Annotated in this window: 9 protein-coding genes; 2 read left to right on the forward strand and 7 right to left on the reverse strand. The window is 41.0% G+C overall.

Annotated features, from left to right (window positions below):
- Nucleotides 1–55 precede the first annotated feature (55 nt).
- Nucleotides 56–2,287, forward strand: coding sequence for a CRTAC1 family protein (locus tag M2273_RS03820; RefSeq protein WP_429393194.1), 2,232 nt, complete (start codon nucleotides 56–58; stop codon nucleotides 2,285–2,287).
- Between the two features lie 81 nt (nucleotides 2,288–2,368).
- Nucleotides 2,369–2,746: a hypothetical protein gene (locus M2273_RS03825; RefSeq protein WP_429393197.1), complete on the forward strand. Its 378-nt coding sequence runs from the start codon at nucleotides 2,369–2,371 to the stop codon at nucleotides 2,744–2,746.
- A gap of 136 nt (nucleotides 2,747–2,882) precedes the next feature.
- Here M2273_RS03825 and M2273_RS03830 read toward each other — a convergent pair whose 3' ends face one another.
- The 7 genes from M2273_RS03830 to M2273_RS03860 all read right to left on the reverse strand — a co-directional run bounded on the left by M2273_RS03830 (nucleotide 2,883) and on the right by M2273_RS03860 (nucleotide 16,535).
- Nucleotides 2,883–4,940, reverse strand: a complete 2,058-nt coding sequence (locus M2273_RS03830; protein WP_429393199.1) for a hypothetical protein — start codon at nucleotides 4,938–4,940, stop codon at nucleotides 2,883–2,885.
- A gap of 13 nt (nucleotides 4,941–4,953) precedes the next feature.
- A complete protein-coding gene (locus M2273_RS03835) occupies nucleotides 4,954–6,411 on the reverse strand; it encodes a hypothetical protein (RefSeq protein ID WP_429393202.1) in 1,458 nt (485 codons plus the stop codon).
- Nucleotides 6,412–6,509: 98 nt separating this feature from the next.
- Nucleotides 6,510–8,108 carry a solute:sodium symporter family transporter gene (locus tag M2273_RS03840; RefSeq protein WP_429393204.1) on the reverse strand — a complete coding sequence of 533 codons (1,599 nt, stop codon included), beginning with the start codon at nucleotides 8,106–8,108 and terminating at the stop codon, nucleotides 6,510–6,512.
- A gap of 8 nt (nucleotides 8,109–8,116) precedes the next feature.
- Complete coding sequence (locus tag M2273_RS03845) at nucleotides 8,117–9,127, reverse strand: winged helix-turn-helix domain-containing protein (protein WP_429393207.1); 1,011 nt, start codon at nucleotides 9,125–9,127, stop codon at nucleotides 8,117–8,119.
- 79 nt (nucleotides 9,128–9,206) lie between these two features.
- Nucleotides 9,207–10,859, reverse strand: a complete 1,653-nt coding sequence (locus M2273_RS03850) for a RagB/SusD family nutrient uptake outer membrane protein (protein WP_429393209.1) — start codon at nucleotides 10,857–10,859, stop codon at nucleotides 9,207–9,209.
- Between the two features lie 13 nt (nucleotides 10,860–10,872).
- Complete coding sequence (locus M2273_RS03855; RefSeq protein ID WP_429393212.1) at nucleotides 10,873–13,974, reverse strand: SusC/RagA family TonB-linked outer membrane protein; 3,102 nt, start codon at nucleotides 13,972–13,974, stop codon at nucleotides 10,873–10,875.
- A gap of 404 nt (nucleotides 13,975–14,378) precedes the next feature.
- Nucleotides 14,379–16,535 carry a DUF2231 domain-containing protein gene (locus M2273_RS03860; protein ID WP_429393215.1) on the reverse strand — a complete coding sequence of 719 codons (2,157 nt, stop codon included), beginning with the start codon at nucleotides 16,533–16,535 and terminating at the stop codon, nucleotides 14,379–14,381.
- Nucleotides 16,536–16,542: the final 7 nt, after the last annotated feature.

A 16,542-nucleotide genomic window follows, 5' to 3' on the forward strand; every position in this document is an offset into this window, starting at 1 on the left:
GTATTGTATGCCGGGGCCTGAATTTTAAACTAAATCAAGGTTTTGAAAATAATGTATGAAAAACAAAATTGCAGTGCCAATTATACTTTTTCTGGGGGCTTCCATGTTAGTTTGCTGTCAAAGCTCTTCGCACCAGGAAATGATTGAAATACTTCAAAGGCTTAATAAACAGAGCTATAATATTGCAAACCCATTTAATGAGGAAACCAAAATAGCTTATTGCGATTCCATCCTCAATACAGGTGCCTATGATCAGGGTTCCTATCTTCTGTCTTCAAAAGCATCGCTTTTGCTCGAAGCCGGGCGGGAAGAGCAATCTGTTAATGTCTATGAAAAATTGATCGACCGCATGGATTTCATGTCAATGGAAGAATTGATGCCTGCTATAGGTATAGCTTATATGCGTTTAGGCGAGCGCAATAATTGCATGCTTAATCATACGGGGTCATCATGTATTTTCCCTATTAAAAATGATGGCGTACATAAGATCGAAACTGGTTCAAGAAAAGCTATTGATGTTTATAAAGCAATTTTAAGAGTCCATCCGTATGATCTGGAATCCAGGTGGTTAATCAATATTGCTTACATGACTTTAGGTGAATACCCGCAAAAGGTACCCAAGCAGTTGTTAATCCCTGATTTAAATTCTGACAGTGTTTCCGGCGTAAAACCGTTCATTGATATAGCTGGTAGTTTGGGCCTGGATATAAAAGGCAGGGCGGGTGGTGTTATTATTGACGATTTTAATAATGACGGGTACCTGGATATCATTACGTCGGGATGGGATCTGAGTGATCCTATGCACTATTTTCAAAACAATGCAGACGGTAGTTTTAGTGACCATACCGGGCAAAGTGGCCTAAAAGGTATTACGGGCGGCTTAAATATTCAACAAACCGATTATAATAACGACGGTAATCCTGATATCTTTATTTTGAGGGGAGCATGGCTTAGCGGCAGCTTTGGTAATCAGCCCAGCTCTTTATTAAAAAATAATGGTGACGGAACTTTCACTGATGTTACTATACCAAGCGGCCTGTTGTTTTTTCATCCTACCCAAACAGCTACCTGGGCCGATTTTAATAATGATGGCTGGCTTGATGTTTTTGTAGGTACTGAAAGTATGAACAGACCTCAGGACAGGGATACATCATCCAGTGCATTATATATTAATAATCACAACGGAACATTTACCAATATTGCAGCATCGGCACATTGTAATATCAGCGCTTTTGTAAAGGGGGTAACTTCTGCCGATTATGATAATGACGGTTGGCAGGATATTTTTATTTCAACCATGAATGGCAACAAACTCCTGCTCAGGAATAAAGGTAAAACAGGACAATCCATCAGCTTTGAAAATGTTACCATGAAAGCCGGCCTTGACAAAAATAGAGAAAGAACATTTACCACCTGGTTTTACGATTATAATAATGATGGCTGGCAGGATATACTGGTAAGCGATTACCAATTTAACCAAACACTGGGATACTATAGCGCTGCCGAAGCACTGGGACACCCTGTTCCAAATGCTGGTAACGTGTTTTTATATAAAAACAATCATGATGGCACTTTTACTGATGTAACTACAGAAGCAGGATTAAATAAGGTGGTTTATAGCATGGGGGGTAATTTTGGTGATATTGATAATGATGGTTACCCGGACATGTATTTTGGCACAGGCAATCCTGATTTTAAATCATTAGTGCCTAATAAATTATTTAAAAACATTAATGGAAAAAGGTTTGTTGACATTACTGCATCTTCCCGCACAGGTAATTTACAAAAAGGTCATGGTATTGCCTTTGCGGACCTGAGAAATACCGGGCAACAGGATATTTATGCTGAAATGGGAGGCGCCTATAAAGGGGATTCTTATACCAGCTCATTATACCTAAATCCGGGAATCGGGAATAATAACTGGATAAGTTTAAAGCTGCAGGGAGTAAAAGCAAATAAGGCTGCCATAGGAAGCCATATAAAAGTGACTTTTACTGAAAATGGAGTTAAAAGAAGTGTATACAAAGATGTGAACTCGGGCGGAAGTTTCGGGGCATCGCCATTACAGCAGGAAATGGGGATTGGTCAGGCAAAATCAATAGACGAAATTGAGATAAAATGGGCTGGAAGTAAAACAGTTCAATATTTTAAAAACATTTTACCGAATCAATTTTTGTATATTACCGAAGGGATAAAGCAATATAAAGTTAAATCACTGGTAAAGCTAACCTTTATAAACAAACAAGGCATACCCGTATGTATGCCCATGACAGCAAAATCAAATTAGCTATTGCTATAAACACAGCTTTTATATCCAAACAATAAAAACTATATTTAAATCATAAACCATCTAAATTAACATTTAACAATGAAAAAGATCTTATTACTATGCTGTTTGTTCATAGGATTAGCAACAGCAGTTAATGCCCAAACTCACCCGGCTGCAGTAGGCCCGGTTGAAAAGGCAAAAGAACTACAAAAACAACTAAAACTCACCGATGTACAAACCGGTAAAATTTCAGCAATTTACAAGGAGTCGTCGCAAAAATTTGATAAAATTAAGGCGGCTGAGCACGGTGACAATGCTAAAATGTTAGTTGCCATAAAGCCTCTTCGCACCGAAACAATAACCAAGATCAAAACTGTTTTAACTAAAGATCAGGCTGTTAAATATGACAAATTGATTAAAGACACTAAAAACCAGGGAGGTACCGGCTGGGGAGATGGATGGAGCTCACCTCAATAAAAAATAATCAGTTTAAATAATAACTAATAAAGCGGCTTTAGGCCGCTTTATTAGTTTACTCCCTTTAGTGGATCACAAAACTGCCTGCAGCCTTGCTGTCGTTTTATTTAAATGACGTTTTACGGAGCAAGGCCAGCTATAGCTTAACATGAACCATTTCTCCTTCTTTAGTGATATAGGATTGTTTATTATTTCCTTTGATTATATTCATCATTATTTTACCATTTGCCTGTCTTATTATTTTCAAATCAAATACTGTCCCAAACGAATGAATGTTATTTAATGCCATGTAGTTCCAGTTTTTTGGTAATCTGGGTGTACAGTTAAAACTATTAAAACCTGTTGGCCGCATCCCGAATAACCCCTCAATAAATATTCGGCAATACAAACCGCTTTCTGCAGAGAGGTGTCTTTGATTACCTTCGGGATAGGCTTCAACCGGATAAGGCACATGCTCACCCAGGAGCCTGCGGCGCGAATAATAATGCAAAAACGTTATTGCCCGTTCTGTTTCCCCTGCCTGCAGCACGCCACGAAGCGCATACAATGTGGAGCGGTCCCAAAAAGTGTCTTTTCCGGCTTCTGTGGCCAGTCCGTCGGCTGTCCAAAGCTGAGGCGAGAATAAAGCATCAATCGTTCCCCGGCTCCGGTCAAAAATCCCCATAGTTAATGGCATACAGATCCAGGCACGCAAAACATTATTAGTTTCATAATACCTGTAGGTTTCAAACCCATCTATATTAGCATCAAAATACTTTTCAATATTATTTTTGAGCTCAGCGGCTTGTTTTGTGTACTTATTTATTTGCTCCTTTGGAATGTGCAATTGTTTGCCAAGCAAAGCAGCCGAAATCAGGGCATCGTAATACAAACAATTGGTAGAAAGATTAGCTTTACCTGATGGGAACCTGCCTTCCAGCTCATCACTTTTTGACTCAACAACACCCCGGTTGTTGACGTGCCTGCGGCTGTACTCCAAACACCAGCTGATCAATGGCCATAACACCTTTGCCGAATCTACATTACCATAGGTAAGCGCATACCTCGAAGCGCCGTAAGCGATCATCGCCTGATCACCGCGGTCGCCTGCCCCTTTCCAAACGGTATCACCTTCTGCCACTATGGAGCTTGGCAGTGCATTGTATTCAGGGTTCATGTATCTGGCAAACATCCTGTAACAGTTCATAGCCGACAGGTTCCCTATCCTATCTCCGGAGAAAGCAAAAAACGGACTAATATACTCTGCCTGGTCATTTGCCCATATAGCAGCATAATACGATAGACCACCAGGACCGTGCATATATCCGCCCTTTGTTTTAAAAATGCTTTCTGTGCCGCGTATTTTGGCAAAGGCAAATGCTGTATTCAGGATACTATCCGGAGTTACCAGTCGCAATGGCGCCAAAATTTCGGCTATCCGTTTTGCTCTTGCGTTCTCTTCTGCTTCGGGGTAAATAGATATGGGAGACGAAGGATGATCCGTAGCCCGGTAGCACACAGCAAAAACAGTTGATTTGCCAGGCTGTAATACGCGGCTGCCATCGTTAACAGATTCCATAATAACCGAATGGGGCGATGATTTACTACGGATGGTATCGGTTGTTACTTCACGCTTTAAATGCTCCATAGAAACCGTTACAGGTTTACTGCTGATATTCGTGAACTCAAACTTTTCAATAGCCAAAGGTTTATCAACCGAAGGAAACAGGCTCCGTTCAATTTTAACGAGTGCGGGGTTAACGGCCTGTGCTGATATTCGCATAATGCCATGATGATTGATGCTTTTAACCTGGAAAGCAGTACCTTCTGATTCATTCAGTTTAGAAATATCGGTTCGGAGCAAGTTATTATTGATGTAGATACGAGGTAATTCATTATCAGCGAAGGTATAAGCAATATGGCTCCTGGTATCATCAGGAAGCATCCTGAAAGTTGGAAAAACTACGGTACGGATAATTTTTGATACTCCTGCGGTATCAATACCATAAGCAACCCAAAGGGATACTTTTTCGCCCGACATTTCAATATGATCCGAATGTGGTAACCTGTCTTTTATATTCCAAGTGATACTACCGTCATGCTGAATAGACCACCTGTCGGTTTGCTGGGGTAAAACTGTTTTTTGGGCGTATAATGATGATTGAATTAAAACGAGGAATATAATTATCAGTACGTTGTTTTTACAGGCTTTCATTAATGAATTTGGATTAGTCTTTAACTTTAACACTTACTGCTTTACCGGGTTGAACGGTAGTTTCTACAAAAGATATCTTTCTACCCTGAGCATCAGTTTCCTTTTTTACAGGCACCGGCTTTTTGTTTGAATAAGACATTTTGTAATTTCCATAAAACATGGCTTTCCATTTTAATGATCGTTTTCCGGTGTTGCGTAAAACTGATTCGTGTTTATTAAGATGAGTAATGTCAATTATAGTATGAATAACAGCAAGGTTATTTATTGCTGCACTACCTGTACTATTCGTTTTATAAATAGTGCTGATCGTATTTGTACGCGCATCAGGGGTTATTCCCATCAGTCCCTGAACAACTCCTTCAATTACCCCAAAAGAAACTTCGGGATACTCTCTTCTTTGGGTAGATGGATCTGAAAGATATAATATATAATCTCTCGCCTTATCCCAATAACCGTTTTTATAAAACAGGAAAGGCAGATAGGAAGTGGTTTCCATATTCCAGGTTTTTGAGCTAATGTGATCAATGGTCTTTTTAACCCGTACATCATCTTTCAAAGCATCAAACCAAAGCAGGAAGGCCTCTCCTTCGTCTTTACCGAATTTATTATCGTTGCTATAATAGGTATAATACCGTTCATCTTTCTTGTCCCACCAATCGGCCTCCAGGCGCTGCCGGTATTGCTCAGCCTTTTGGGCATATAAAGCAGCTTCCTTTTTTTGCCCCTTTTCTGTCAATATAGCCGAATAAGTAAGTAACCCTCTGTATAAGGCAGCCACGAGATCGGCCCCTGTTTTCAAATTGGGCACTCCCTCAGAGTAAGAAGGCAACCCACGGCAACGGTGAAAAGAATCTTCTTCATTAAAAGGAATAGGTGCGTTAGGATGTGCGGGCCTTTTTAAAAGAGAATCGGCCGAAAGCACCCAGCTATCTACATATTCTTTGACAGATTTTTCCTGGAAACGAACAAAAGCCGGATCGCTGATATAGCTGCTGTCGCCGGTCCATAAGTACAGCCTCCAGGTAGCATTCAACACATCGAAATTAGCTGGCAGGTTATACCAAAACTCCTTGTCGTTCCTATAATCCTCCGGCGCGGGTACTCCGAATTTATTGATTTCCCAATAAGAGCACCAATTTTTTGAAGCAGAAACGTTACTGGCAAATAAAGTAAACATGTTGTGATTCTCCCGGCTTAACCCTAATATTTCGGCACCAATGCTCTGATGTGATACATCCCGCATACAAAAGGCATCTCTGGGAGGCAATGCCGACTCATACCATGGTCCTACCGGATCATTTGCATTACCTTTATAATGCAATGCCATACCTTTGGCCCAGATAAAAGCATTTTCCATCTCTTTATCTGATGAAGTGAACTTAACACCTGTTTCTTGTGCCCGGGCAACCGAAAAAGAAAATGTACATAGTATAAATACAAAATATAGTTTCCTGTAAAAAAAGGCAATCATAACGCGCATGTTATATTAGGTTTGATTAAGATAAAAATAAATTAATTCTATTCTGGTCTATTCTATAAAAATAGAAAATATACTTTACCGTGCAAAATTTATTTTGCAAGAATAAGCGGCGAAAACAAGATAAACATCAGGATCATCAGCACCAGCAAAATCCCGCTATAAATATGCCGGTTTTTCCATGGCTCAATATTAACCTGGTTATTGAGTTTTTGCTGGTAAGGAACAGGCATGGGGTAAAGTTTACCGATAACAAACATGATACTACAGGTTACAACAAATAAAATGGCCAGTATATGTAGGAAATGGATATGCAGATCAAATACAAGTTGCGTGAGGCCATAAGTAACGATGAAAAAAGTGAGGCCAACTTTTGCTGCCAGTGCCGGTACTCTTTTGGTAACAAAACCCATAAACATAATGGTAAAAATGGGCACATTGAAAAAGCCATTGACAATTTGTACATACGTATAAAACCCATTTTTAACAAATATGATAAACGGGGCGATAAACATGGCTGCCAAACAAACAATGATCTCAAATTTTTTGGCTGTCCTGATCAGGTCCTTTTCCAGAATCTGTTTTAACTTTTTTTCCCGCCATGGTTTATAAATATTTAGTACAAACAAGGTGCCTGAACTGTTAAGACCGGCGTTGAAAGTTGTTAACGCGGCACCAAAAATAATGGCCGCGATATACCCGGCTATAAAAGGCGGCGAAACCAGGCTGTCAAGCTTTGGAAATACTTCTGCAGGATTATGCATACTGGTAAAAATATGTACGGCAATGAGGCCGGGTACATTTAAAAGCAAGGGAGAAATGAGCTTGCCTAAACATGCTACCGCAATACCTTTCTGGCTGTTTTTAAGATCTTTACTGGCCAGTACCTGCTGAACAATATACTGCTCGGTACCCCAGTAATAAAGGTTAACCAATAGCATTCCTGTAAAAAGCGTACCAAATGGAATAGGATCTGAAGGGGCGCCTATACTATTCAAATGTTCTTTATGTGTGTTTAGTACGGTATGGAGGCCCTGCAGAATGCTGCCATGTCCGAGATACCTGAGCGCAAACACAGGCAGTAAAAGCCCACCTGCAAAAATACCCAGGCCAAGCAGCGTATCCGAAACAGCAATTGCTTTTAATCCTCCCAGTAAAGCGTAAAGACAGCCAATTGTTCCCATAACCCAGATCAGTATCCAGATCGTGGTCCAGTAATCCGTTTTTAAAATTTCAGAAAAATGAAATAAGCCATTGAAGGCAACTGCCCCGCTATATAGTACGGATGGTAATAAATTAATAATATAACTGATCAGGAAGATGACGGATACGAGTTTGCCGGTTCCGCGGCCATATCTGGCTGTAAGATAATCTGGCGTGGTAGCAATACCCAGCCTTAGATACATGGGCATTAAAAACTCAGATACCAGGAGCATGGCCAGCACAGAAGTTATGCCCCAAGCCATAACCGACATGTTATGGGTATAGGAAAGTTCATTCTCTCCTATTATTGTAGCTGTATTGATATTGGTGAATAATAAACCGCCCCCTACCAGTAAAAAACTCAGGCTCCTGTCGGCCATGAATAAGCTATTCAGTGTATTGAGCCTATTGCGCCTTAATTTATACCAGGAAGCAAAAGCCAGGATACCAATAAAAAACAGGAAGCTTGCGATCACCAGCCAATTCATGTGAGCTTTTAAAGCGTATTTCTTTCAAATAAGATCATAGGGACTGTAAGCTGTATCTTTTCTTTATTGAGCACCGCAAGCCCGGCCATTTTACCCATGTTGGAAAAATCTGCAGAAAAGGTTGTAATTCCGATAATCTCCTTAGCGGGTTCATCATTACTTGAAAGTACCCCCAGATCCTTTCCCGGCTTTAGTTTTTGACTATTGCAGTCGCGCATAATTTGCCAAAGCGCAAAGTTATCCAGTGTAAAATAAACTTTCCCCTTCTCAATAGACCCCGGCAGGTATTCCTTTTCAACATGGCCCTTGATCTTAAAATCCTTCAGAAACTTCTTGTAAGATTGTACAATCTCCTTAGGGTCTAAAGAATCGGGCGAGTGATAAAATATCATTTCATCAAACTGGCTTATTTTAGGCGCCAGTTTTGCAAATATTTCGTAAGAAGACTGACCAAACTCCTGGGTAATATGGTTAAAATCGCCATCAAGTGGTTCAAAACGGTCAAACATGAGCAGTTTATTGCGGGGAATGACATCTAATAGCTCCTTAGTTTTTGAATGAGGGATAGGAGCCACAACATACATTCCGTACTTGCCTCTTATCTGCATCAGGATGGTTTCAAATATTTCAATATCTCCATGGTGGAAATAGGTACTTAAATGCACATTAGGTCCCAGTGCATGGCGAAAATTCCGGTAAAATTGTTCCTCAAAGGTATCCAGGTTATACATGAGCAGCGCAACGTTAAGGGTTTGTTCCGTATTGCCATTACCAACAAAATATCCAAGCCGGTTTTTTGATTCAACAATACCGCGACTGATCAGATCTTTGTACCCTTTCATTATCGTTTCCCTTGAAAAACCAAGTTCTTTGATCAGCTTGTTTACTGAAGGCAGCATTTCATCCTGGCCAATGATCTTTTCATTAATTGCATTGATCATGCCCTGAACAAATCTGTCATGCTTTGAGTAAGAAGGTATGTCTGTCAGTTTTTTTATTTCTTGAAAAATTCTATCCATGTAAAATCTTGATTTTTAGCCAAAGTAAGAAAAAAGGCAGCCGTTTTGCCGCCTTTTCTTCTTAACTTTTATAAGATGTTTAATTATAACCCGGGTTTTGTTTCAAAGCAGTGTTAATCTGAAGCTCCTTACGGGGAATAGGGTAATAATAAAAAGCCGGAAGCCATACCCGCTTTTGGGTAGTAATAACTTTGTAAGTAAAGGCTGTGTTTGCAGATGATGTTGGGGTAATAGTTATACCCAAAGCATCTTTTGAACCTATGTCCGCCATCCCCCATCTGCGGATGTCAAAGTAGCGGTGCCCTTCAAAGCATAGCTCGATCCTCCGTTCATGACGTATACTATTGATCAAAGCCGCACCTGACCCTGAAATGTCAGGCATGCCTACTCTTTGCCTTATTTTGTTTACGTATGTTAAAGCCAGGTTACTATTGCCCAGTTCAGCTTCCGCTTCTGCATAGTTTAAATAAATTTCACTTAAACGGAAGGCTACCCACTGGCATGAACTGTAAGGCTGGATATTAAAATTATAACTCGGGTCAATCATCTTGCGGATAGTGTAGCCCGTTTTTGAGGCATTCCATGGTGATAATGTACTTGTTTTAGAGTCAAGACCGCCTTCATAAAATTGTGCGTTCCTGTTTTGAAAAGGTGCCCCGTTATACAGAATATCTGCATAAAAACGAGGGTCTCTGTTCAAGTACGGATTTGCGGTTGGGCTACCCCAAATAAACGGAGTACCATCAGCCATATCAAAATCTTCAACCATTTGTTCCAATACATTATAGGCGCTATAGCCGTTATACCCGTTCGGGCTTAGGTCACGGTAAAGTGTATTATACCTGTCTTCCTGAACTGTTGAGCTGAACACGCGCGAGAAAATAACCTCGCTGTTAAAGTTATCGGTAAAAATGGTGTTGTATGTAGGGGCGTTTGCGTACAGCGAGTAAGTCCCCAGGTCTATTACCGCTTTTGCTGCGTCAGCAGCGGCCTGCCAGCGGGCCATATCATTGGTAGTATTAAAATAAGGACTGGCGGCGTACAATAACAACCGCGATTTAAGAGCAAGTGCAGCCCCTTGTGTAGCCTTACCCAAATTACTGTTATCAGTATACGTTTTAGGCAAGGCAGCAACAGCCGCTGCAATTTCAGTCAGAATAAAATCCCTGGTCTGATCCCAGGTAGCTCTGGTTTCGTTAAAAGTTTTGTCGTTGGCGTTGTAAACTTTGGTAATTAACGGTACCCCGCCAAAACGCTTTAACAATTCAAAATAACATAGCGCCCTTAAAAAATGAACCTCGCCTTTAAGGTTATTAAGTTGAGCCCCATGCCCCACAGTATCGGCCATACCTACATTTTGAAAAAACTGGTTTGTTTTTTGAATGGTGCTGTATAGGGTTGTCCAATAGTTAAGGGTTGAACTGTAATTGAGCGGGAAAGAACTCTTTTGATTATCGGGGGTAGATTGCCCCATGGCATAAGTATTTTCGCTGCACCAGTTAAAGTTGCTGTACAATTCATCTGTTTGTGAGCCCCATCCAAAACCGCCATCTTTAAAGGCGAATACCGACTCTTTATATATCTGATTAACAAATACCTGAACAAGCGCAGGATCACTCCACACGTTGTTTGTAGAAAACGAACCCGTAGGCTGCAGGTCCAACACCTTTTTACAGGAAACGCCAGTAAGCAGTACCAGGCTCGCGCTTAAAATTATATATATCTTTTTCATCACTGTGATCATTTTAAAATGTAACATTTACACCAAGGTTAAGTACTCTTTGCTGCGGATAGTAGCGACCATTATTCACTGTACCTGTAGCACTTTCCGGATCAAATGAAGGTCCGAAACTATCAACCGAAAACAGGTTGTTACCACTTACAAATATCCTTGCAGCCTGAACCTTGATCTTGCTCAGCCATTCTTTAGAGAAGTTATACCCCAGCTCCACATTCTTCAAACGAAGAAAAGCATCGTTGCGTAACCAAAATGTCGACGGGTAGGCATTTGAACCGTAGGTACGGCTTGTTGGGCCATTAAAGGTTCGCGGGTATGTATTATCCCCCTCTTTTTGCCAGCGACCGGTAAAAAACTCTTCGGCCATATTTAAACCGTTAGGTATCAGGATAGCTTTTGCACGCGCCTGCCCCTGGAAAAATATGGTCACATCAAAATTCTTGAATTTGGCGCCGAAGGTGGTACCGTAAAGTAATTGAGGTGTATTGGATAATGTGCTGCGTACTTTATCCAGGTCGTTGATTTGCCCGTCGTTATTGACATCTTTATACCTTATATCGCCAACGCCTGTGCCTACAGGATGGGGATACGAATTAAGTTCAGTGGTATTCTGAAATATACCATCGGCCTGGTATAGCAACCATGAATCTATAGGGAAGCCTGTACTTTTTTGGTAATCGGGCACATTGGCCGGTTCTGCCCGGTAGATGATCTTGTTAACCGCATAAGTCATGTTCGCGCTGATATTGTAAGAAAAATCGTTGCTTACGCGTTTACCATAACCCAAATCAATTTCGATACCTTTATTGTTTACTTTACCCAGGTTTTCATCGGGTAAGGTAAGGCCTGTATAATCCGGCACAGCGGCACTTGGTGGTATCAGGATATCCTTACGTTTGGATTGAAAAACATCAATACTTACCGATAAGGCATGGAATAGCTGGGCATCTAAACCAATGTTGGTGGTAGTAGCTACTTCCCACGTAATGTTGGTATTAGGTGTTGGCCCCAGTATAAAACCCGGCGACTGTGTTGCATTTGGGCCGTAGTAATAGCCTCCTCCTAAATACTGTGAAAGCTGACCAGCCTGCAGGCCATATGTTTGTATGTACTGGAACGCGCTCACCGCATCATTACCAGTTTTACCCCATGATGCTCTCAATTTCAAATCATCAATAAATGAAGAATGAAAAAAGCTCTCCTGCGAAATTCTCCAGGCGGCAGACAATGAAGGGAAAAAGCCAAAACGCTTTCCGGCAGGGAAATTTGGTGAACCATCATAACGCATATTGTAATCAAGCAAATACCTGTCATCATAATTATAGGACAACCTGCTGATAAAATTCTGACGGGCAAACTGCCTGGTTGATGAGTTATTGGTAGAACCGGCGGTACTGCCGGCAAATAACTCGGTAACGGTATTACTTAAAAAACCAGTTCTGTAGGCATCAAGCTCCTTATAAGTTTGCTGCTGTTGTTCATAGGCTACAAATGCCTCTATTGTACTTTTATTGAATTTATGTTCATATCCTAATTTAAGATTGATCAACCGGCTTGTCATTGAGCTATCCTGCAAAGTGAGATTTGGAGGAACGGTTGAGGTGTATTCATCATAATTCTGGGTGTTTTTGTTATAGCTATAGGCCGGAGGTGGCATAGCGGTAAATCCTTTATAATCAATAGAGTTTACATCATAGGCAAAATAACCATCAAGGTGCAGGCCCGGGGTTATTTTTGGCAAGGCCCAGCTAAACGATGTTTTGGTTTGTAAAAACTGGTAATCATTATTGGTAAAACCTAAGCCTCCGTTCAGTATGTATACCATACTGGTAGCAGGGCCGCCACCTATACCAACGCCAACTTTTCCGTTAGGATATACCGGTACCAGATAAGGGTACGCGCTCCAAAGCTGACTGAAGATAGCCCCGGCATCGTACCCTGGTGATACGCCTTTTTTATTTTCGGCCCGGTAAGCTACATCCACACCTATTTTAAAGTTGTTTGTGGCAGCTATATCAATATTGGCCCGCGCGTTGTCATTCTTATAACGGTCGGTTCCGCCACGGTATAAACTATTCTGATACAGGTGCTGACCTGAAAGATAATATTTTATTTTTTCAGATCCTCCCCTCAAAGTTAATACGTTGTTTGTTTGCGTTGCCCATGGCCTCATCACCGCATCCCACCAATTGGTGTTTGGATGGCCCAGCGGGTCGGAGCCGTCTTTATATTTCTGAATGTCATCAGCGGTATATTCAGGCTGTTGCCCTACCAACTGGTTATACTCATTGGTAGATTGCGCGTACTCCCATGAGCTGAGCATTTTTGGAACCCGGGTAGGTTGGGTGATAGAAAAATTGGAGGTGAATGATAACGAGGTTTTACCAGTGGTTCCCCTCTTGGTTGTGATCAAGATAACACCATTGGCGGCCCTTGCACCATAAATAGCACCGGTTGCATCCTTAAGTACTGTAAAAGATTCAATATCTGCCGGATCAAGGCGATTAAAACCGCGGTCTGGTATACCATCCACAACAACAAGTGGACCTGTATTGCCACCAAGGGTCCCTTTACCCCTGATCAGGATTTTGGCATCATCAGCTCCGGGTTCACCGCTGGGTGTATTGGCAATAATACCCGAAACCGCTCCTGCCAACGTGTTAGAGACGTTGGCAACCGGTGATTTTTCAAGTTCGGTACCTTTAATAGTACTTACCGCACCCGTTAGGTTAGCTTTTTTTCTTGTTCCGTAACCAATAACAACAACTTCGTTCAGTTCACCGGATCTCTTATCCGGAACCAACGCTACGTCTCCGGTCCAATCACTACTAACCTTTATCGTTTTTTTTTCGTAGCCGATAAAAGTGAATACAAGAATGGCATTATTATCCGGAACATTGATGGTATAAGATCCGTTCGAATCGGTTGTGGTTCCCTCTGAACTTCCCTGAAGAAGAATACTCACACCCGGTAAAATTAAACCACGCTCGTCCCTTACATGGCCGGAAATCTTTTTAAGTTTTTGGGAGAAAGCCTGCTGGGAACAAAACAGCAAAATGCCGCATAGCATTAACAGGCCTAAGTTTTTAGGTGGTACTTTTCTTTTCATAATTGGTTTTTTTAATTTAGTTATTCTATTCTGGTCTATTCTTATAATAAAGGTAGAAACATTTTAGATACAAACAAATTTTTCCTGATTAAAAATTATCATGCCATTACTGCTAATAATTTGATTACCAGTTCCAATTAAATTGCTGAACTATTTTATGGGTGATTTTAAGCAAGCAATATCAGATATTTCTATTGCGTGTTGCAGAAGGTGCTTTGGTTTGATTTATAAATTTAAGCCTGGTGAGCGGCTAATATGGTGATCATAAAAAAGTAAAAGCCGCCCTTTCGATGCAGCTTTACTTAGAATAAGATTTATAACATAAAAATACATCTGTTTACAATCTTTGGCGATTTTGCATAAAAATTAAAACAGAACCCTTTCAATTTACCAGGTTCAATTTTCTAATTTAAAAACAGCTCGTCTGTAAAAACCCATCCGGGTTTACCTTTTGCCGGGTGCCAGGCTGGCACTTTTTTAAGTGGCCTTGCCATTAATTTTATGCAGGATATGGAGGCGGTCGTTTTAAGCCTGCACTCCAGGCTGATGACAGCAACCGGATCTTTTTTATGCGGGGGTGCTGTGCTTAGTGTGCTCAATAATTTTAAGTGTTGCTCATCTGTACCTCCCCAAACTTCAATTTCGACCGGTAAAAATATCTGGCCGTCTATATTACGTATTGTGTTTAGCGTAAGCGAATGCAGATTGATTGGTTTTTTAAACAGCAGCAGCATGGTCATATCCTTTTGAGAGCCCAGCCATTTCATATTACCATAATTGGTACCGCCAAGCTCTTTATCAATTACTGTTTTAGCACCATCAGCATAATACTTGCTATCGGCGGGGGCCAAAAAACTAATACTATCAGGTGTATAAGTATTTTTGTAGAAATTAAATTGTACGGTATCACTACCCAGCCATCCGGCTTTAAAGGCCCGTGCACGCAATGTTGTACTTGTTGTAAACACGGTGCCTGGTTTATAGGAAACTGATCTTGTACTATCCGGTACACTACCATCGGTAGTATAACGTATATCCACGCCTTTTATGGGGTTGCTCAGTTGCAATTGGAATGATTGCTGGAATATTTGACTGGTATTTTTAAGCAGCGGGCTGGTGAGTTTTAAAGGTCTGCCGTCATCTTTATAACCTGATAGAAGCCTGATCCTTTTATTTGCCGCCTGCAATTGTTGTATCTCAGCCTGTTTTAAACCGGTATCCCAAATGGCTAATTCCGTTATGCTTTTTATACCCATAATTTGATTTACAGCATCAGGATTTAGTTTGGTTCCGGCCAACGACAATGTTTTGAGATGTTTAAGCGATGCCAGATCCTTTAGCCCACTTCCATTAATGTCAGAAAAATTAAGATTAAGCCGACGTAGGTTTTCAAACCGGGCAATGGTTTTAAGATCTGCATCTTTTACCGGCATTTTATTCAGATCGAGTGCCACGACCTGCTTTTTAATGGGATTTAACTCATCCAGCATTTTTACAGAATAAGTGCTCTTGTTATAAATATTTACTGCCAATGCCGGCGATTCATTTGCCAATGCATATATCACCCTGTAGTTATTGTTAAGCTTTTTAATGTCCTTATCATCGGCAGCCGAAAAATCATATATTTCTTCGGTACTTTCAGCCGGTTTTAAACGGGTTGATGCCAATACTCTTAAAGAATCTGTTTCGGGCAGTTCAATTACTTTTTTCTTGAAATCAGGATTGCTTTTAATCCACAGATAGAGCAGCATTTTCTCCTGGTCTGTTAATTGGGGTTTGCCGGTTGGTGGCATGTGCTTTTTCTCTTCCTCGGGTAAGTGTATGCGCTGCAGTAACAGGCTGATGGCAGGCTGCCCTTTAACAAACAATTTGCCTGTTTTGCCACCTTTAAGTATAGCAGCTGCATTGGTAAGCATTAGGCCGCCTTTCATTTTATCAGGATTATGACAACTGAGGCATTTGGCCTCAAAAATGGGTGCAATAACATCCTGGTATACCAGTGCCTTATCAACCGATACTGTATTTTTCTCTTTTTGAAAAATGGGAGCCAGCAAAAAATCTTCACCATGAGTAAGATCGGCACCAAAATGCCCGGCAAATATCAGGCAAAACAAGGTAACAAAAGCGCTGGTTTTGGCCATGGTTGCTGTATAGCGCGATGAGTTTCGCCATAAATAAATAATATAGGCTACAAAAGCCACGCTCACTCCAAACCATTTGTGCCATTGTAAAGTACTACCCTCGTAACCAGGCTCTTTTGACAGGAACAAACCCATGATAACGGTAAGGGACGACAAGAGCGCCCCCAGAACCAGCAGATAAGTGGTGAAGCGCTGATACAGTTTTTCACCCGAGAATTCGGGCCTGAAACGAAAAAACTCCATCACCATGCCCAGCATCAGTATCACTATAGGAAAATGCAATATAAGCGGGTGCAGGCGGCCAACAGGCTGTAGCCATTGAGGTACAACCAGGCTATTACCGGCTACCAATAAAACTACAATGAAAATATTTAATGTAAATAATAATCCTTCTGCAAAACCTTTGTGGCTGGTCTTCATTAAAATA

It is taken from the genome of Mucilaginibacter lappiensis, from assembly GCF_050433765.1.
Classification (GTDB): domain Bacteria; phylum Bacteroidota; class Bacteroidia; order Sphingobacteriales; family Sphingobacteriaceae; genus Mucilaginibacter; species Mucilaginibacter lappiensis_A.

Excerpts from the sequence above, each read along its gene's own strand:
- M2273_RS03820 (WP_429393194.1), top strand. The coding sequence starts at position 56 with ATGAAAAACAAAATTGCAGTGCCAATTATACTTTTTCTGGGGGCTTCC.
- M2273_RS03825 (WP_429393197.1), top strand. The coding sequence starts at position 2,369 with ATGAAAAAGATCTTATTACTATGCTGTTTGTTCATAGGATTAGCAACA.
- M2273_RS03830 (WP_429393199.1), bottom strand. The coding sequence starts at position 4,940 with ATGAAAGCCTGTAAAAACAACGTACTGATAATTATATTCCTCGTTTTA.
- M2273_RS03835 (WP_429393202.1), bottom strand. The coding sequence starts at position 6,411 with ATGATTGCCTTTTTTTACAGGAAACTATATTTTGTATTTATACTATGT.
- M2273_RS03840 (WP_429393204.1), bottom strand. The coding sequence starts at position 8,108 with ATGAATTGGCTGGTGATCGCAAGCTTCCTGTTTTTTATTGGTATCCTG.
- M2273_RS03845 (WP_429393207.1), bottom strand. The coding sequence starts at position 9,127 with ATGGATAGAATTTTTCAAGAAATAAAAAAACTGACAGACATACCTTCT.
- M2273_RS03850 (WP_429393209.1), bottom strand. The coding sequence starts at position 10,859 with ATGAAAAAGATATATATAATTTTAAGCGCGAGCCTGGTACTGCTTACT.
- M2273_RS03855 (WP_429393212.1), bottom strand. The coding sequence starts at position 13,974 with ATGAAAAGAAAAGTACCACCTAAAAACTTAGGCCTGTTAATGCTATGC.
- M2273_RS03860 (WP_429393215.1), bottom strand. The coding sequence starts at position 16,535 with ATGAAGACCAGCCACAAAGGTTTTGCAGAAGGATTATTATTTACATTA.